This window comes from Dactylosporangium sp. CA-152071, assembly GCF_050936335.1.
Taxonomy (GTDB): domain Bacteria; phylum Actinomycetota; class Actinomycetes; order Mycobacteriales; family Micromonosporaceae; genus Dactylosporangium; species Dactylosporangium maewongense.
The window spans coordinates 8766668-8786054 of sequence record NZ_JBNJMZ010000001.1 but is presented as its reverse complement, the minus strand read 5'-3'; the positions used below and the strand labels follow the sequence as shown (position 1 = coordinate 8786054).

Genomic DNA, 19387 nt, shown 5'->3' with positions numbered 1-19387 from the left:
GTGGGTGCAGGCCGTCCGGTGCTGGCACTGTTCGACGAACGTGTTGTTGCGGTAGCCGTGGCCGAGGTCATGGTGCTGTCAGGGTTCGCCCTTGGTGGTGGCTCCGGAGGCGACGGCGTCACGGGGGGGGCGCCCGGGGGTGGGAGCCGAGCCGGGAATTTCGCCGCGTTGCCCGGTTGTGCTGCGGGGTCCGGTCGTTGGTGGCGGGGTCATGCGGTTCGCCGGTGGGTGTGTGTTGTGTGGCCTGTTTCAGCAGGTCAGGGTGAGGTTTCGCAGGTGACTGAGCGCGGTCTGCTGGTTGGGGCTGAATTGCGGCATCTGGCTCAGTTCGCGGAGCCGGTCGGCCCAGCGGATCTTGTCTTGCGGGGTGAGGTTTTTGATGATGTTTGCCGGGAACCATTGGTCTTTCGGGTTGTCGTTGGTGAGGACTTCGTGCAGGGCCCGCAGGACTGCGGCGTTGGCCCTGTCGACAGGCCCTTCGGCGGCAGACCCGTCGGCGAGGGGCCCGTCGGCGGTGGGCCTTTCGGCGGTGGGTCCGTTGGCGATGGCTTCGCCGAGGTTTGCCAGTTGTAGGGTCACGGCCGTCAGGTGTTGCGGCTCGACCGATAGTGTCACTGTGACCCGTGCCGCCGCGTCGGGTGCGGTGAGGAACTGGTAGGCGAGATCGGTCTGGTCGAGGCGGGCCAGCCGGACGAGCGTGTCATGGACCTGGGCGTCGTTGACCCCGCGTGGTGCCCGGTTGGCCATCCCAGCAAGCCAGTCCAGGACCGCCTGGGAGGTCAGCTCTGTGGAATGCTCGGCGAGCATGCTCCGCGATGCTTCCCGGTCGCCGCGGGCCCAGGCGTCGAGCCACGAGGCGAGCATCGGCGGGGGCGGCGGGGGCGGCATCACCAGCGTTTCCGCGTCGTGCAGGATCTGCAAGGCCAGGGTCGCCCCGTGATAGTCGGGCCGGGTGGATTGGGCGCTGGTCAGCGCCCACACGTTGCCCAGCCGGAGGCTGGACTGCCCGCCGGGGGGCGCAGTCTGATAGACGATCGCCGTCCCGTACTGATCGCGGACACCGTCGAGCGCTGCCGTCCACTTCGGCGCGAGGATGACCGGCACCTGCCCCCGCAGCCGCAGCCGCTCCAGCAGGATCTTCAACCTGCCTGATACCTCGTCGTCGCTGGGCTGGTCGACGATCACGAACCTGGTGGGCAGGCGGCCGGTGAACCGCTTGACGTTCCTCCACAACGGACTCCTCACGCCCGAATCACCGACGATGAATGCGTGACCGTCGTGCGCGCTCTCCACGAAGGTCACTCCGTCAGGCAGCAGCAGGGGCGGCAGGAACAGTTCGGTCAGGGTAGCGGCCCAGTCGGCGTCGGCATCGACAGGTTCGCTCCGGCCGCCGGTCGTTGCCTGCCCGCCGGTGGACAGGAACAGCACATCGGCGGCCGCACCGGCCGGCACCTCGGCCAACTGCAGCGTGACCGGGTCGACGAGCACGACCGTGCCCTGCACGTCGAACGCGTACAACACACGCTGGACAGGCCGGCCCCCGCTGTCCAGGGAGCGATGCACCACGATACCCGCATCGCCGGTACCCGCGAGCCGACGCACCAGACCACCGAACCCAGGCACCCGCCGACCGGCCCCGTCAAGGAACCGAACAAACCCCCCACTACCCGGATACCGCCCCAGCAGGTCCCCGATCCGCGCCAGGCGACGGAACGACCCGCCGGATCGTCCCGCACGACGCCCGGCATCGAGGTCCACCACCCGGGCCAGGGCGTCCTCGTTACCGGTCCGGAGTCGGGGCAGCTGGAGACGGCTGACATACAACCGCCGCTCCGCCGCCGTCGCCGGGCCCGTCCCGGCATGCGCCACCCCGCCTTCAGCAACCCGCGGCCGCAGCGCGGTGAGGAACGCCGACGCGTCGCCGAGCACGGCCGCGGCGTAGGCCGCCCGCACCTCCTCTGGCAGCGCGGCGACGTCGACACCGTCCTCGGCCAACGTCACACGCAACGCCTCACGCAGCGCCTTGAGCTGCTCGTCGGTGACGTCGTCTCCGATGTGCGGCAGCAGGCGCAGCACATCGGCCCACGGCCGCTGCCCGCTGCCCGGCCGGCCGTCCTCGTCATCGGTCGGCTCAACGGAGGCGGACCTACCTCCGGACTGCACAAGGCGGTCGAGGATTCCCGTCCCGCGCGACGCGAGGTGCGGCAAGTCGGCGAGAGTTGGCATGTCAGCCGGGACGACGCCGGCGAGCAGGACCGTGGCGCGCAACCACGCTGGGGAGACGCCGAGCCGGCGGGCCGCGTCGCCGGCGGCCTCGATAGACCAGCCGGCGAGCTGGGCGAGCTGGGCGGTCAGCCGCTGGATCCGCGTCGCTTCCGACTCCGACACGCCGGTCACGCCGAGGACGTCAGCCTGCCAGTCGTCGACGACCACGCGGGCGGCCTTCAGGTCACCGGACCAGGCCGCCGTCAGGCCCATGTCGATGAACATCTGCCCGAGCTCGGGCCGGGAGACGCCGAGAGCGGCCGCGTGCTCGCGTAGCGGGTCCGGCCAGGCCGGGTCGGTGCGTGGGTCGACGCGGCTGACACCGACGGGCCCGGGACCACGCGTCGGTAGGAACACCACCTCGACCTGGCCTTCGGTGGGCAGGACCGCCAGCGACAGGGTGAGCGGGTCGACGAACACGACTTCGCCGGACGGGCCACGGAAGGCGTTGATCACCCCGGTCCCGGTCGTGGTTTCGGTACTCGTGCGATAGAGGACGATGCCACGTGCGCCGCCCTCGGTCGTCGCGAGGTGCTGCACAACACCGTCGAAGGCAGACACCGCGTCGTCCTGCACGCCGTCGAACCGGAGAAATCCCGACGCGTCCGGGTACGCCGCGAGTAAGGAATCCACGAAAATCCCTTCGGCGTCCCACAGATACCCCCGGTACGCTGCGGCGTCGGGCGGAGAATCGCTCCCCAATCTCCAGGAGACCGGTTCGTGGCGGAGCCAGCCGTCGCTGTCGAGCACCTCCGCGGCACGGTCCAAGCCAAGGGCCCGCGACAGCCCGGCTGACCCGGGACCCGGCATGGGCCTCGCCCAGCGCATCGACCAGTCGTCCGGGATGTAGAGGCCGATGGCGTACGACAGATACATGTGCGCAAGGTGCGTTTTGCCGGCCGCCGCGTCGGCTGCATGGACCACCCGCGGGGTCCCGCCGCCGGCGAGGCCTGGAACCGGCCACGGCTTCCCGAACGCGTCGACGAACCGGTCCATCAGCCGCATCCGGGCCTGCCAACGAGAATCCTCCGACGCCGATGCATGCTCAGCGAAGGCGGCCCAGATCTGCGGACTCTGCGCTGCGAGGTCAAGTTCCCGGCCATAAATGTGGCCCATGTTGTTGGGCCGCTCGGTCAGGGCCATGGTTCCCATCCTCAAGCTGCCGAACCAGTGAGCACGGTCGGCGTGCTGGTCGACGGGTAGCGGGAGTTTCGGGAACGCGGCGAACAGCGCCAGAATTGACACGGTATTCTGCACATGCTGATGGTGAGCGTAAAGGCTCCGCTCGGGGTGACGGGGGAACGCGGCCGCCATCTCCCGGACGGTCGACCGCCACATGCCAGGCACGCGCAGTCGGTCGGTCTGCTCCCTGGAAAGCTTCGGCAGATACCTGAGGTCGGCCGCGAGCGCGAGTTGCGCGGTCGCCTGCAAGGGCTCATCCCAGCCCGTGAGGTCCCGCGTGATGCCGGAGCGAAGGATCACGCCGCGCAGCCATACCGCCGAAACGCCGAACCGGTTGGCGATCGAGGGGTACGACCAACGTGTGTAGTGCGGGTGGACCTGGTCTGTCATAAGGTCCCAGCCGGCGCGGATGTCGATCGTGCTGGTCTGTTCGAGTTCGTGGAACGCTTCGACGCTCTGGCCGAGGGTGGTGGCGATCCAGCTGTCGACGATGTCGCGCAGTTGGCCGGGGTCGGTCACCGATTCGATGGTCATGCGGTTGTCGTGCAGAGCGGTCATCAGCAACCCGCGGTCGGGCCGGACGTCGATACGTTCGTCGAACCACGCGACCCATTCGGTGATGTGCTCGGTCAGGGTGCGCTGTTGATCTGGCCGGTAGACCGAAAGGATCGGGCTGAGGTGGCGCGGATCGGTGTCGAAGGTGAGCCCGATCTGGAACAGGGCGCTGGGCTCGATGCCCGACGGTTCGGCGAGTTGATGGAGGTCGTCGGGCATGCGGCCGAAACGGACCGCGAACTTCCACACCTCGGCGGGGTCGGTACCGCCGCCAATCTCGGCAGCGGTCACTTCGACAGCGGGGGGTGACAGCCAGACGTAACGGCGCAGATCTGCTCGGACAACCTCAACCGGCTGGCCCAGTCGCGGCGCCCAGTTCTCGACCCAAATCGCTTGGAGGCGATCTTGCGCGATGTAGCCGACATCACGAACCCTTCCGTGCTCATAAGCCTCTCGCACGACCTGGGTGACCACGTCGCGATCGTCGCCGGTAACGGCCCGCAGGTTCGCCACGAGATGGTGGACACCGGTGTGGTAGTCGCGGTGCCCTGGATGAAGTCGGGGCGGATCGGATGGCGTCGGTATCCGGCGAGGCAGGTGGGGACGCAGCTGCTCGGCCAGGGCCAGCGCCACGCGGTAGGGGGCGCCGGGCGGCTGGGGGCCGTTCAGGAGGGAACGCAACTTGTCCAGCAAGCCGCCCTGCAGGTCGTCCAGCAAGCCGCCCAGCGACTCGGGGAGGATGGGTAGGTCCGCGGCGATGGCGAGGAGCTGTGGTGGATCGATCTGGAGCTGCTGGGCGATGTGGGGCAGGTCTGTGTAGGGGTAGCCGGTGCGGGCGCTGGCGGCGGCGAGCCAGTACGGGCTGACACCGCTGGCGTGGGCTGTGCGGATCAGGTCGCCCGGGGTGGGGGTGAGTGCGTCAGCGGCCCAGAGCACCGGGTCGAGGTAGCGGCGGCCGAGCCGGTAGCGGTAGCGGCGGGCCCAGCCGTCGTCGGTGCCGAGAATCATCGCCGCCCATGCGTCGAGGTCGTCGCTTGTGGTGCGGCCGAGGTCGGTGCTGGTGCGGCGCGTGTCGCGCAGGAACGCCAGGGCGATGCGGTCGGAGACGCCGAGCAGCGCTGTCCACTCGTCGAGGTCGGCACGGACGCCGGCGGCGTCGAACCGGGTCCGGCCGGCGAGGACCGGTTCCAGCGCCCACGGGTCCAGCTCAAGATCGATCATCAGGTTCCACAGCACAGCGGTGGTGGTGCCGTGCCGCTCGGCGATCTCGGCGAGGTCATCGAAGTCCGCCGGCAAGTCCTCAACGGCGATCGCGGCCCGACGCACGACATGCGGCTCGATCCGCAGCCTGCGAGCCACCCGCAGCGCCGCCCCATGCACCAACCACGGCCGATCCACCGCGTCGGCGCCGATATCACCGGCCGGAACCAGGAACGCAGCAGCCAACCACTGCAACCGCAACCCCTCCAGCGCGATGGACGCCATGTCATCGAGGCTGTCATCCGGCCACTGCGCGGCGAACCACTCCTCGAACGGTGCCTCCTCGTCGGCGCCGACGCCCAGCTCAGCCGCCCGCGCCACCTCTTGCATCAGCTGCGTCCGCAGCGCCGGATCCTCGCGCGGCGGGGCGGCATCGGCCGGCCCCACGACCGAGCCCGGCGCCGATGCCGGCTCTTCCAGCAGGCCGTGCGCGAGCAGGACGGCCGGGTCCACCCCGCGGCGCGCGGCCAGCCGGGTCACTCGCCCGTCCGGGTCGTCGGCCGGGACCAGGTCCATGGCAGCCAGCCACTGCAGCCGCAACTCCTCCAGCGCGATGGACGCCATGTCATCGAGGCTGTCATCCGGCCACTGCGCGGAGAACCACTCCTCGAACGGTGCCACCTCGTCGGCAGTGACGACGCCCAGCTCAGCCGCCCGCACCGCCACGCGCATCAACTGCGTCCGCAACGCCCCCTCCGGCGGGTGCGCCGCCGACCACACCGGATCCCCCCGCAACACGGCCGCGGCCCGGCGGGCCGCATCGCCCGGCCCCACCACCACGCCCGACGCCGATGCCGCCTCGTCCAACAGGCCAAACAGCCCGAACAGCCCAGAATCAGCGAGCAGCCCGGAATCGGCGGGCAGCACAGCCGGGTCCACCCCGAGCCACGCAGCCAGCCGGATCACCCGCCCGTCCGGGTCAGTACCCCTCAACTCAACCGGAACCCGCCCGATCCGCAGACTCAACGCCGACACAAGCGCTGTACTGACCCCGGTCGCCTGGGACACCGCCTCGATACCGGCCCAGTCGAACCCGGCCGCATCAACCCGCTCGTCGATCAAATCGAGCAGTTCTGCAAGGAACGACACATCATCACGCCGGGCGTCACCACCAAGCAACAGCCCGATCCACTGCGGTCGAAGCTCATCAACATTCCCCACCGTGACACCGCCGAGCGCAACACCAAGATCAGCGAGCATCCCCCGGACCCGGCCACGCCCAAGGTCCGGAGCCTCCGCCAACCGGCCGAGCAACGGCGTGAACCGCGGCACCTCAGCCAGTTCGGTAACCCGTGACGGCGGCCGCGCACCCAGCCACTCAACCCGCAGCCGCGCCACAACCCGCCGCGGAAGAACACGACGGGCCTCCTCCAGCCGATCCAGCACCACATCCGGCACCGTCCCACCACCCGACTCCCCCAGCAACACCAGCGGCCGCGGCGCCGCCCCGCCCCGCCCCACCTCCCCAGCGACACGCTGCTCCACCCCGGCCACCACCCCGGCCACAACACCATCCGTGACACCATCCGGCCGAACCCACAAACCCCACTCGAAAACCTGCACAACCCAGCCGTGGCCCAGACCATACGTGCCAGCCTCAGACCCCGGGACCACCCCGAACCGCGCCCCGATCCGCCCAGCCACCGCCTCAGCCGTATTCACACCCTCATCCACAGCATCCACCGGCCACACCCGCACCCGATCCGCGAACACCCGCGGCACCGACCCGAACCCATCCCGGAACTCGAACACCCCACCCACAAACCCATCAACCGACCCCAAACCCACCTCAACCGGCCGAGCCAACATATCCGCCGCCGACACCACAACCCCCGCCACCGGCGACGGATCAACCAAAACAGCATCGACATAACTCACAGCAAAAATCGACGGCGGAACACCCCGCAGAAACCGGAACAGCAACGGCCCCCGCAACTGCGCCTCTTCCGCCACAATGATACGAACCTCATCAGTCTGCGCAGCACTCAACGCATACCGCTGCGCCCGCACAACCTCCCCCTCAGACACCGACACCGGCAGCAGCAACGCACCCGACGGCGTCGGCACCGACCCCATATCCGGACACGCAACCGGCGGATGACCCGGCACACCAACCTCCCACAACAAGAAACACCGACACCAACCCCAAACGCTACGACCCCACCACCCAACCCAACGAGTCCACCTTCCAGCCCACCCAGTCGCACAAAACAGGTACCCACCAGCACAAACGTAACCCACCCGAAACACACCAGACGACAGACCGACACCCACACCGCGCAGCCGTCGTTACGACAATTGAACCGTCGTACCCGCAGCTGCAGCCACACCGGCCGGCCGCCGATCGGTGTGTCAGTGACCCGCCGCTGGTAGCGGCCGCGCACCGACATGGACTCCGTCGCACACGCCGGGCACGGCGCGGCTTCAGCGCGCGCCCGGGCGAACACGGACGTGCCGGCGGTACCGACCTCCACCCGGTCAACAATCAGTCCCAGCAGATACGGCAGGACGATCCCGTCAACACCGTGATCACGCACCGCGACATGATCACCAATCACACAGCGGCGAAATACCGGGCGGCCTTGCGCAGGATGTCGCGTTCTTCCTCCAGCTCACGGACCCGCCGACGCAGTTCGGCGTTCTCCTCCTCGACCGTGCCGGCAGGCTGCAGCTTCGCCGCCGCCGCTGGACCGCCGGCCTCACCTCGCCGCTGCTCATCGAGCCGCACCCAACTGCGCAGCGTCTCACGGTTGACGCCCAGGTCATCGGCGATCTGCGCGATCGTCACGCCCGGCCTCGACCGGTACAACGCCACCGCATCGGCCTTGAACTCGGGCGGGTAGTGCTTGTTCACCATGGCGCTCAGGACTCCTGATCGGGACTGTAAATTTAACGGTGTAACTCAGACAAAGAGGACACCGAGATGACGATGACCGCAGACGCGAATGTGCAGCCGCTGGCCGATGACGTGGGGTTGGCCGGGTTGGTCGACGATGACCTGATCGCACGGTTGGCGGGGCAGGCCCGGGCGCAGGGTGTGAGCCTGGTCGGTGAGGGTGGTCTGTTGCAGCAGCTGACGAAGCGGGTTCTGGAAGCCGCGTTGGAGGGCGAGATGGACTCGCATCTCGGCTCGGGGAAGCACGTGCGTGCGGGCCGCACGTCCTCTGGTAACGCCCGCAACGGTCGGCGGGTCAAGACCGTGCTGACCGAGGCCGGACCGGTCGAGCTCGACGTGCCACGGGACCGGGACGGGTCGTTCACGCCGCAGATCGCGCGGAAGCGGCAGCGCCGGCTGTCCGGTGTGGACGATCTGGTCCTCTCGTTGACCGCGAAAGGGCTCACCACCGGGGAGGTGTCGGCGCATCTGGCCGAGGTGTACGGCGCGGAGGTGTCGAAGGAGACGATCTCCACGATCACCGACCGGGTCCTGGACTCGATGGGTGAATGGCAGTCCCGGCCCCTCGATCGGGTGTATCCGGTGGTGTTCATCGACGCCATTCAGGTCAAGATCCGTGATGGGCAGGTCGCGAACCGGCCGATCTACGTCGCCCTCGCCGTGACCGCGGACGGGCACCGCGACATCCTGGGCATGTGGGCCGGGGAGCACGGTGACGGTGAGGGCGCCAAGTTCTGGCTCCGCGTGTTGACCGAGATCCGCAACCGCGGCACCCAGGACGTGTGCATCGTCGTCTGCGACGGGCTGAAGGGCCTGCCCGACGCGGTCGCCACCGTCTGGCCCCGCACGGTGGTCCAGACGTGCATCGTGCACCTACTGCGAAACTCGTTCAAATACGCCTCTCGCAAGGACTGGACCGCGATCGCCGCCGCGCTCAAGCCGGTCTACACCGCGCCGTCGGAGCAGGCCGCCCTGGACCGGTTCGCCGAGTTCGCCGCCGCCTGGGAACAGAAGTACCCGGCGATCGTCCGGTTGTGGACCAACGCCTGGGCGGAGATGGTGCCGTTCCTGGCCTTCCACACCGACATCCGGTCGATCATCTGCACCACCAACGCCATCGAGAGTCTCAACGCCCGGTTCCGCCGCGCGGTCAACGCCCGTGGCCACTTCCCCAACGAGCTGGCCGCGATGAAGATCCTCTACCTCACCGTCATGTCCCTGGACCCCACCGGCCGCGGCCGGCAACGCTGGTCCAACCGCTGGAAGGCGGCTCTCAACGCCTTCGAGATCACCTTCGACGGACGCCTCTCCAACCCCCGCACATAGACAACCCCGACTACCGAAACCCAAACCTGAACAACACTTCCACCGTTAATTTGACAGACCCTCCTGATCTCCCAGGACCTCACGATCCCAGGTTCAAGTGTCCAAGATCAGGGGGCAACTCCCCTGGTCTGCCCGTTCTGTGGTGGTGTTCTGACTGGTTGTGCCCGGTGGCGGGTGCTGCGTGGGGTGGCGGGGTCGGTGCGGGTGCGTCCGCGGCGGGCGTGGTGCGCTGGTTGTGGCCGCACGCAGGTGCTGCTGCCGGTGATCGGGTTGTCCCGGCGTGCGGATGTCGCCGAGGTGATCGGTGCTGGGCTGGTAGCGGGGGCTGCCGGGTTGGGGCATCGGCGGATCGCGGTGCTGCTGGACCGGCCGGCGGCGACGGTTCGGGGGTGGCTGCGCCGGTTCGTCGGGCGCGCCGAGTCGGTCCGGGCCGGGTTTACGGCCCTGGCCGTGGATGTTGATGCTGGCACGGCGCCGCCACTGGCGGCGGGGTCCGGGTTCGCTGACGCGGTTGCGGCGGTGCTGGCGGCGACGGCCGCGGTGGCGGCGGGGTGGCCGGGGCTGGCGCTCACCGTGTCGCCGTGGCGGTTGGCGGCGGCGGTGTCCCATGGCGGGTTGCTCGCACCCGCCGACGGCGGACAGTTGATCAACACGAACCGCCTCTGGGCAGGGGTTTAGTGATCGAGGACCCTCACGCGCAGGTCCCATGGCCTTGCGGGTGAGGGGAGTGCATTGACTGTCTTTGATGACCAGGTGCGGGTGCGGGCTGAACGGGCCCGGCAGGTTGCCTTGTTCCGGTATCGGCTGATCCAGGACGTCATCGACGTGCGTCTGACGAGCCGGGAACGCGGCGTGTTGGCCACTGTGATCGCCGATCGGGAACACGACGGCCCGTTCGGGGAGAAGATCACCGTGTCGAGGCCGACCATCGACCGGTGGTGCCGGTGGTGGCGCCGCGACGGGTTCGCCGGGCTGGTCCCGCAACCGGCGCAGGTCCGCCCGCGGACCCCGGCCGAGGTCCTGGACATGGCCGCCGGCCTGAAACGGGAGAACCTGGCCCGGACCGCGACCCAGATCGCCCGGATCCTGCGCGCCTCGACAGGGTGGTCGCCGTCGGAACGGACCCTGCAGCGGCATTTCGAACGTCTCGAGTTGTACGCCCCCGCACCGTCGGGCCCCGCGCAGACGGAGGTGTTCGGCCGGTTCGAAGCCGACCGGCCCTGGCACGCGTAACGACCGGTGCCCGGCCAGTGAACCGGGCGGCCGCGCCGTCCGTCTCCCCGCATCCTGGTCGTGTGTGGCTGGCACCGCCGGTCGAGATCCCAGCCGCGCCCAGGTGTCGGTCTGTCGTCTGGTGTGTTTCGGGTGGGTTACGTTTGTGCTGGTGGGTACCTGTTTTGTGCGACTGGGTGGGCTGGAAGGTGGACTCGTTGGGTTGGGTGGTGGGGTCGTAGCGTTTGGGGTTGGTGTCGGTGTTTCTTGTTGTGGGAGGTTGGTGTGCCGGGTCATCCGCCGGTTGCGTGTCCGGATATGGGGTCGGTGCCGACGCCGTCGGGTGCGTTGCTGCTGCCGGTGTCGGTGTCTGAGGGGGAGGTTGTGCGGGCGCAGCGGTATGCGTTGAGTGCTGCGCAGACTGATGAGGTTCGTATCATTGTGGCGGAAGAGGCGCAGTTGCGGGGGCCGTTGCTGTTCCGGTTTCTGCGGGGTGTTCCGCCGTCGATTTTTGCTGTGAGTTATGTCGATGCTGTTTTGGTTGATCCGTCGCCGGTGGCGGGGGTTGTGGTGTCGGCGGCGGATATGTTGGCTCGGCCGGTTGAGGTGGGTTTGGGGTCGGTTGATGGGTTTGTGGGTGGGGTGTTCGAGTTCCGGGATGGGTTCGGGTCGGTGCCGCGGGTGTTCGCGGATCGGGTGCGGGTGTGGCCGGTGGATGCTGTGGATGAGGGTGTGAATACGGCTGAGGCGGTGGCTGGGCGGATCGGGGCGCGGTTCGGGGTGGTCCCGGGGTCTGAGGCTGGCACGTATGGTCTGGGCCACGGCTGGGTTGTGCAGGTTTTCGAGTGGGGTTTGTGGGTTCGGCCGGATGGTGTCACGGATGGTGTTGTGGCCGGGGTGGTGGCCGGGGTGGAGCAGCGTGTCGCTGGGGAGGTGGGGCGGGGCGGGGCGGCGCCGCGGCCGCTGGTGTTGCTGGGGGAGTCGGGTGGTGGGACGGTGCCGGATGTGGTGCTGGATCGGCTGGAGGAGGCCCGTCGTGTTCTTCCGCGGCGGGTTGTGGCGCGGCTGCGGGTTGAGTGGCTGGGTGCGCGGCCGCCGTCACGGGTTACCGAACTGCCCGACACCGTTGGGCCAGCCGCCGCATCACGGCAGTCCGAGCACACAGCGCCCGTCGTGCCGGTCGAGGCCGCTCCTGGCCGGGCGACCGGGCGGGACGAACACGCCGACAGTGCAGCGCGACTATTCGGGCTGGATCCCGATGCCGCCGAAGCGCGGCTCCGGGCGGCCGGTACGAGCGTGGCCGAGTTGTACCAACGCGCCCACGAGTGGGCCTCCGAGTGGCAGGCAAACTTCGACGTGTACCCGGTCACGCTCACCCTTGGGCGGCTGCCGTTCGAGGTGCCGGCACTCGCCGAGCAGCACGGGATTCCGGTTGGCCGGTTGATGGCGTTGGTGAAGGAGGCTGGTCTTCATCCGTTGCATTTGGCGGTGTTGCTGCCGGGTGCTGGTGCTGGGTTGGGGGCTGTGCTGTCGCTTGATGGGTTGGCTGGGGGTTGGGAGCGGGAGTTGGACCGGTTGGCCGGGTCTGTGGGTCTGGGGTATCGGTGGCTTCGGGGGATGCTTGCCGATTTGGGTGTTCCGCTTGGTGATGTGGCGTCGGGGGATGTTGGGGGGTTGGTTGCGCAGTGGGTTGGGCTTCTTCTCGGTGGTGATGCCGGTTTTGAGGAGGGGTCGGTTGTGTCGGTGGTGAACTTGATCGAGCAGGAGGTCGACGCGGCTGGTTTGGATCGGGCTGGTATTGAGGCTGTGGCTGGTGTGACGGGTGTCAGTGGAGCTGTTGTGTCCGCGTTGAGTCTGCGGTTTGGGCGGGTGCCGGTGGAGCTGGTGACCGCCGACCGGGATGGGCGGGTGACGCTGCTTGCGGCGCGGCTTGGGGTGGACCCGGCTGTTCTGCTGGCGGATTCTGGTCTGCTTGGTCTGTTGGGAGCGCCGGCGTTGCCGCCGTATTCGGTTGTGGGGCCGGCTGGTGCTGCCCGGGTGACGGCGCTCATGTTGCGGGAGGATCCGGTGTGGTCGGCTGCGCATCCGCCGGAGCAGGTGTTTGGGGTGCGGTTGATGGATGTGGTGCGGCGGGCGTCTGTGCTGGGTCTGGCTGTTGAGGAGGTGGCGCCGTTTGTGGACTGGCTGGCCGGGCAGGGGCGGGACCTTGACGGCCTCGCCGCGGGTTCGTCTGAGCTGGTGCGGTTGCGGCAGGAGTGGCTGGCTGCCGAGTTCCACGTCCGGCCGGGTGACATCGATGATGACGAGGATGTCCGGCCGTGGCTGGTGCACCATGAGGGGTTGCGTCTGGCCCGTCGTTTGCGGGTGGCCCCGCAGGTCGTGCGTCAGGCCGCGCTTGCCGCTGATGATCTGCCGGTGGACCTCGACGAGGTCGCCGAGCGGCTTGGGGTGAGCGCCGAAGCGTTGTGGAACCTGGCGTTCGACCTCGATCTCGATCCGTGGGCGTTGGAGCCGATCCTCGCCGGCCGCTCGCGGTCCGCCCGGCTCGTCGTCGCCGATGTCCGCGCCGACGTCGACGAGTGGACAGCGCTGCTCGGCGTCTCCGACCGCATCGCCCTGGCGTTCCTGCGTGACACCCGCCGCACCAGCACCGACCTCGGCCGCACCACAATCAACGACCTCGACGCATGGGCGGCGGTGATCCTCGGTGTGGACGTCGAGGTGGCTCGTGGCTATCGGGAGCGGCTCGGCCGGCGGTATCTCGATCCGGTGTTGTGGGCCGCTGATGGGTTTACGCGCACGCCGGGTGAGGTGGTTCGGGCGGCCCATGCGAGTGGCGTCAGCCCGTATTGGCTGGCCGCTGCGAGCGTCCGTGCGGGTCTGCCGTTCACCGGTCTGGCCCGTGCCGCCCGGCGGCTCGAGGTCGACCCGCTGCAGTTGCTCGCGGTGGCCGCGGCCCTGGGCGTCGACCCGGACACGCTGCGCGGCTGGCACGGGCTAGGCCACCGCCTGAACGGTCCGCAGCCAGCCGGCGATCGGTACGGCGCGGCGCGGGCCCTGGCCGACGAGCTGCGCGGGGATCGGCACCTGCACCCCGCGGGACCGGACGGCGACAGGGTACTGAAGCTGCTCCTGGATGCCCTACCGCCCCTCACCGATAACGAGCGCGACGTGGTGAGCCGTGCGGTGCGCGAGGCGCGTGACGCCGACCGGCTATCGACTGCCGTCGCCATCGCGCGGTCGGGGCTCATCTCGCATTGGGCTGTGGAATGGGCGCCGCGGCTGGGTCAATCGCCGGAGGAGGTCACCCGCGACCTGCACCGGTTCGTGTGGCTGTCGCCCCAGGCCGTCGAGGCGGTCGCCGCCGTGATCGGTGAGGGGACCGACCCTGTCGAGGTGTGGCGGTTCGCGGTCCGCGTCGGGCGCATGCCCGACGACCTGCACCGGATCGCCGAACGGTCGAACATCCGGCGTAGCGAGCTGTTCCAGATGGCGGTCGCCTTCGACGCCGACCCGCGCGACCTGACCCCGGTCGTGGCGGTGTACGACAAGGACCGGCCGCTGGCGGACCAGATCGCCGAGTGGGTGACGTGGTTCGACCGGTGGACGGACGTGCGACCAGACCGCGGACTGCTGATGACCGCCTTGCACGACACCGACATGACCGTGCAGTGGGACGGCACCGACGAGGAGCTGCGCGACATCGTCGACAGCTGGATCGCGACGACCCTCGGCCAGGACGTCGAGGCGTTCCGCGAGCTCGAGCGGGCCGGGCCGATCGACATCCGCGCCGGTTGGGAACTCATGGCAGCGGTGATCCCGGTGCCGCCGCAGAGCACACCGCTCACCACGCTCTCCTGGCACTTCCGCGTGTCGACAGTGTGGCTGCTCGGCGCATTGCTCCGCTCCGGCACGAGTGCATCCGACCTCCACAGGCGGACTCGGCTCAGGGCGGAACTCGCACTCGCGGCCGACCTGGGGCATTGGCCAGAGCTGAGCCCTGAGGAGGCCCAACCGCTGTACGTCCGCCACGGACCCGCCGGATGGTGGCCGGCCGTCCGCGAGATGGCGGCCGCTGCCCGCCGTCGACCGGCCGCCGAAGCTCCGCAGTACCGGAGCCATCGGTCGGACAGCCGATCGACCGCCAGTAGCACGTCATCGGACAACTGGGAAATCCATATCGAGGAAATCTTGCGCGAATCGCTTATTGCGATTCATCTGGCACTGTTCTTCGCGTTCCCGCTGCTCCCACTGCCACCGCACCAGAGCCGCCGCGATTGGTTCAATCATCTGCGCGAGCGGATACGCGATCACTCTGCAAACGACCTCCGGGCACTGAACCCGCAACTCCGGACCGCCGCCACTCAGTTGATGTTGGCGTCCGGGTCAGCCAAGGCCGAGGCCGCCACCCGGCTGATGGCCGAGTTCGCCGAATGGCTCGGCGAGCCTTGGCCTGTTCCGGGCTTGTCCGACGGCCAGACCGCGCGGGTGGTTCACGCGGCAGGCGTGGAGAGTCGGGCAACGCACGTCGAGGTGGCGTGGTACCTGTCGCGCGCCATCGAGTTCTTCGGTGATCAGCGCCGTGAGCACTGGGCGGGGCGCGCGCCTGCCCCCGACTCGGCCCGGCTGTCGCGGGCTCTCGGCGTCGACCGCGTCGTCGCGGTGATGGACAGTGCCGGCGAGCGCCTAACCCCCTATTTCTTGAACGGAAATGGTGCCGGCTCTGCCGATGCCAGGTCGTTCCGGCCGTATCTGGACGACACTGAGGGCATTTTCATCGATGCTCTGCTGGCGGCGTATCCTGACGGCGGTTTTATTCGGTTCGGCGGCTCCGTGACTGACACAGCGCGGGCTTTCGATGGGGTTGTCGGGCATCTGGCGACGACGGCGGATGCCCGTGGCATTGTGCTATATCGCGTGAGCGCGGGGACCGAGACCGAGACGGGCGTGTTCAACGCTTTCCGTGGTCCGTTCGGTGAGGTTCTGTTCCTTGACCCGTTGACGTTGTTGCCGGCGGTCCTGCCCGTCGAGGGTGATGTCGAGGTACTGTTCCTACCGTCGCGGGGTCCCCAGCCCACCGCCGATGTCACCGTTGTCGACCCACGGACCGATCTGTCGTGGCCGGACCCGCTGCGGGAGTGGGCGGATGCTCTCGGTGCCTCCCGGCTGGAGGTTGGGCAAGCGTTCGTCGATGCGGGCCTGACGGCGACGTGGGCCGGTGACCTGGAGGCTGCCCGTGCGGTGGTCGATGCCTGGCAGGCTTCTGTTCTCGGTGTGACTGGCGTCCCGGCTTCGGAGGCGGCGCGGATCCAGGTGCTGACGGGCCGGCTCGTCCGACTCGCCGGCTGGTCGAAGGATGACGTCACCAAACTGACCCGCTTGCTGGGCGTGTCCCGGGCGTGGCTCCACGCCGCGGTCCTGCTCACCGGTGCCAGCCCGGCTGAACTGTGGAACATCGCCGACTGGCCGGCGCTGAGGGCGATCATCGAGCCGCGAGAGGCCAGTGACGCCTTCGGGCCGCCGCAGATGACGACCGTCGACGTCGAGCAGCCCCCCGCATCGCACAAGACGGCGATCATCGGCCTCTTCGCGCGGCTCGGCCGTAGCGTGCGTGAAGATCTGGAGCTGACCGACAACGAGGTGGGCTGGCTGACCGAGCGTAGCCCGGACGGCTGGCACAAGGCGGTCGAGGAGGTGGCCGCGCGGTTCGGCCCGCCGCGGCGGCGGGCGCCGTGGACCGATGTGCTGCGCCTGCTGCCGCACATCGGTGACGTCACCGACGGGCAGCTTGAGACGCTGCGCGCAGCGACGGCCGGCGACGGTGTCGATGTTGTCGCGCTGTCGGTGCCGTTGCGGGCGGCATATGCCGCGGCTGTGCTCGGCGACGCCGGAGCGCTTCCCTCTTTCCTGCTGCCACTGGTCGCCGAGGCCGGATTGGTGCACGCGAGCTCTGGCACTGCGACGCCGATAGAGCGGCAGTTGTATCTGAGCCGTGGCGGGCTGCGTCTGCCCCGCCCGCAGGGTGCCAGCTCGGGCGCGAATCCATTGGATCGGGTGATGGCGCTGGATGAGTGGCGCCGTGGGCCGGACCCGGATCGTCCACTTCCGCGGCTGGGGCGGCCGCGGATCGCGGATCTGCTGCGGCGGTATCCGGGCAGTGGCGGGTTCGTCCGGTTCCTTGATGGGGCCGGCCGGCGGGTGCCTGGGTTCGGTGGCCTGGTGCGCGTTCTCGCGGGCACCGGCGACGCGGGCATCGCGCTGTATCGCAGCTTCGACGCCGCCGGCGGGGCTGTCGAGCGTGTGTTGTACGCGTTCGACGAGCAGGGCACGGTCGTCCTCGTCGACTCGGTCAGCCTGCAGTTGGCGGAGTTGCCCGGCGGCGCGGCCGCCGACGTGTTGTTCCTGCCCACCGGCGGGCATGCCGTGCCGGGTGGGCGGACCGAACCGGTCGACGCCGACGCGGACTGGGCCGGCACGTTGGGTGAGTTGTTCCTGCCGCCACTGCTGCTGCCGGACGGGGTGACCGAACTGGTGAACCAGGTGGGCGGCGGCGCGCTCGTCGTTGGGGCTTCAGCGGTGAACAGTCCACTATGGACGAGTGTGGACCGGTTGGCCGGCACCGTGGGCCGTCGGCTTGTCCTTGTCGAGCCGGCGGGTGACGACGCGGTGGAGGTGAAGCTGAGGGTGCTGTTGGAGCGGCTGCGGTTGCGTGGCGAGGTGCCGGTCGTTGTCGCGTCGCGGTTGACGACGGCGCTCGGTGTTGTGAGTGGTCAGTTCGGGGTGCCGATCGTTCATCAGGCTGCGCCGCCCAAGGGGCAGTCCGGTCTGCGGCTGGGTAACGTGTGGGCGGTGACCAGCCCGGGGTCCGTGCGGGCCGAACATTACGCGGAGATGCTCACCGGGCAGGTCCTGGCTGATGCGGCAGCGCGGGTGGTGTCGGTGTCGCCGCCTCCGCCGATGCTTGCTTCGTGGCTTGATGCTTGGGCGCGCGGCGATCGGGAAGGGTCGCAGAGCATGCTTGCGGAGCATCTCGTGCAGCTGACGTCCGAGGCGGTTTTGGGCTGGCTGGCTGAGATGGTTCAGCGGGCGCCGCGTGGTGTCGAGGACGCGCGGGTGCACGACGCGGTCGTCCGGCTGGCCCGGCTCGATCAGGCCGACCTCGCGTACCGGTTCCTCACCGCGCCGGATGTGGCGGCGCGGGTCGAGGCGACGCTGTCGGTGGTCCCGGAGCAGTTGGCGGATGTGACGGACCTGCTGGCGCACCTCGGCTTGGCTGCTGCGGAGGGGCCGGTCGACCGGGCCAACGCCGCGGTCCTTCGGACGTTGCATCAGGTCCTCACCACGGAGCGCCCGAAGACCGAATGGTTCCCGGCGAACGTCATCAGGCATCTGACCTCGAACGACAAGCTGCTGTGGGCCGACCGGCTCGGTGACCTGACCAGGATGCCGCAGTTCAGCCCCGGTCAGCGGGATGCGCTCGGCAAGTTGCGGAAGCTCACTCTGGAGTGTTGACAGACCGGGCGGGGCGAACCTGACCCCGGGCCGGGGACTGTCGTGAAAACGGCTCTGGCGCAGAGACGGTGGTGGGGTCTGTCCTTAGCCCCGGTCTTTCGTTACCGCTGATCGTGGTGGCTGAGACGGTTTGTTGATCTTGGTTTGGGTCGGTGGGGTGTGCTGGCGTGCCGAGGTCCCGGCGCGTTGGCCGGTTTCCTCCGTGCGGTGTCGACGCGGTGGGGTGCGGGTGTCAGCCGGTGGGGCGTGGTAGCCCGTTGAGTCGGGTGAACGCGGTGACGAGATCTGTTGCCCAGGGCCAGGTTTCGGCGATTCGTAACCGGGTGCTGCGGGCTGTGCGGGTGATCCGTGCGGCGACGTGCAGGAGCCGGTAGCGCAGCTTCTTCGGTTCGGCGGTGGCGAGGGCCCCGTTGAGGAGGAGCATCTGGGTCCAGGCGAGCAGGTCGATCCCGGTCAGGGCGAGTTGCAGCCAGGCCTGGTTGATGGCGAAGACACGGGAGGGGAACCGGCCGAAGCCGGTGTCCTTGCCGCATCTGATGCGGTCTTCGACGCGGGCGTGGCCGCGGTGGCGGGCCTCGAGGTGCTGCACGGATCTGTTGCCGGGTGGGGTGTCGGTGGCGAATACCTGGTGGCGGAGGCCTTCGACGGTGTCGAACAGGGACAGTTGCGCGCCGGGGTGTGGTTCTTCGCGGCGGACGATGAACCGGGTGCCGGGTGGGTAGCTGTCGTCGGGGACGAGGCCGGTCAGTTCGCAGATGTCGGCGCCGTCGCGGGGTTCGCCGTCGCTGTCGAGGGCCGGGACCCATTGCAGGTGCTGTTTGGCGGTGAGGATGGCTTGGCGGATCGGTTCGGTGATCGCGACGCCGACGGAGAAGCGGGCGTCGACGCCGGTGGCGCGGAGGTCGCGGATGTGGGCGAGGAGCCCTTGGGTGCAGCCGGCGGAGTCCGACCGGATCAGGATCGGGGTGCCGTGCCGCATGTGGTCGGGGATCTGGGTGAGGGCGTCGTCCAGGACGGTGATGTGATCGGCGGTCGTGTTCGACCCGGCGCGGCCCTCACGTAACAGTCCGGACAGCGCTTCGCGGGTGTTGTCCAGGAAGCAGAACAGGTCGAGTCGGCCTGGGGCGCGGTGCCGGTGTTGCCGCCGGTCCGTTTCCCCAGGCCGCTCGCCGAACCCGC

Annotated in this window: 7 protein-coding genes and 1 pseudogene; 4 read left to right on the top strand and 4 right to left on the bottom strand. The window is 69.1% G+C overall.

Translation table 11 applies throughout. The features are described 5' to 3' along the window. Window positions 1–249: 249 nt before the first annotated feature. The 3 genes from ACQEVZ_RS39680 to ACQEVZ_RS39670 form a co-directional block, all read right to left on the bottom strand. Window positions 250–7329, bottom strand: a complete 7080-nt coding sequence (locus tag ACQEVZ_RS39680) for a hypothetical protein (RefSeq protein WP_433376276.1) — start codon at window positions 7327–7329, stop codon at window positions 250–252. Further along, complete coding sequence (locus ACQEVZ_RS39675; protein WP_433377265.1) at window positions 7248–7709, bottom strand: transposase family protein; 462 nt, start codon at window positions 7707–7709, stop codon at window positions 7248–7250. The genes ACQEVZ_RS39680 and ACQEVZ_RS39675 overlap by 82 nt, the downstream gene beginning before the upstream one ends. A 107-nt stretch (window positions 7710–7816) precedes the next feature. Further along, entirely contained in the window at window positions 7817–8119 is a 303-nt protein-coding gene (locus ACQEVZ_RS39670; RefSeq protein ID WP_433376273.1) for a transposase, read from the bottom strand. Window positions 8120–8236: 117 nt separating this feature from the next. Here ACQEVZ_RS39670 and ACQEVZ_RS39665 point away from each other — a divergent pair, with 117 nt between their 5' ends. The 4 genes from ACQEVZ_RS39665 to ACQEVZ_RS39650 all read left to right on the top strand — a co-directional run bounded on the left by ACQEVZ_RS39665 (window position 8237) and on the right by ACQEVZ_RS39650 (window position 18208). Beyond that, window positions 8237–9484: an IS256 family transposase gene (locus ACQEVZ_RS39665; RefSeq protein ID WP_433377262.1), complete on the top strand. Its 1248-nt coding sequence runs from the start codon at window positions 8237–8239 to the stop codon at window positions 9482–9484. Window positions 9485–9733: 249 nt separating this feature from the next. Next, window positions 9734–10162, top strand: a complete 429-nt coding sequence (locus tag ACQEVZ_RS39660) for a hypothetical protein (RefSeq protein WP_433376270.1) — start codon at window positions 9734–9736, stop codon at window positions 10160–10162. Between the two features lie 54 nt (window positions 10163–10216). Further along, a complete protein-coding gene (locus ACQEVZ_RS39655) occupies window positions 10217–10717 on the top strand; it encodes a helix-turn-helix domain-containing protein (RefSeq protein WP_433376267.1) in 501 nt (166 codons plus the stop codon). Between the two features lie 306 nt (window positions 10718–11023). Beyond that, the gene (locus ACQEVZ_RS39650; protein ID WP_433376264.1) at window positions 11024–18208 is read left to right on the top strand and encodes a hypothetical protein; all 7185 of its coding nucleotides are present in this window, start codon (window positions 11024–11026) and stop codon (window positions 18206–18208) included. A 232-nt stretch (window positions 18209–18440) separates the two neighbouring features. On the opposite strand, the pseudogene ACQEVZ_RS39645 reads toward ACQEVZ_RS39650, so the two are convergent. Continuing rightward, a pseudogene (locus ACQEVZ_RS39645) lies at window positions 18441–19316 on the bottom strand (transposase); the annotation flags it as partial. Between the last annotated feature and the right edge of the window lie 71 nt (window positions 19317–19387).

What these genes read in the sequence shown, in the direction of transcription:
- ACQEVZ_RS39670 (WP_433376273.1), bottom strand. Translation starts at nt 8,119, where the DNA reads ATGGTGAACAAGCACTACCCGCCCGAGTTCAAGGCCGATGCGGTGGCG.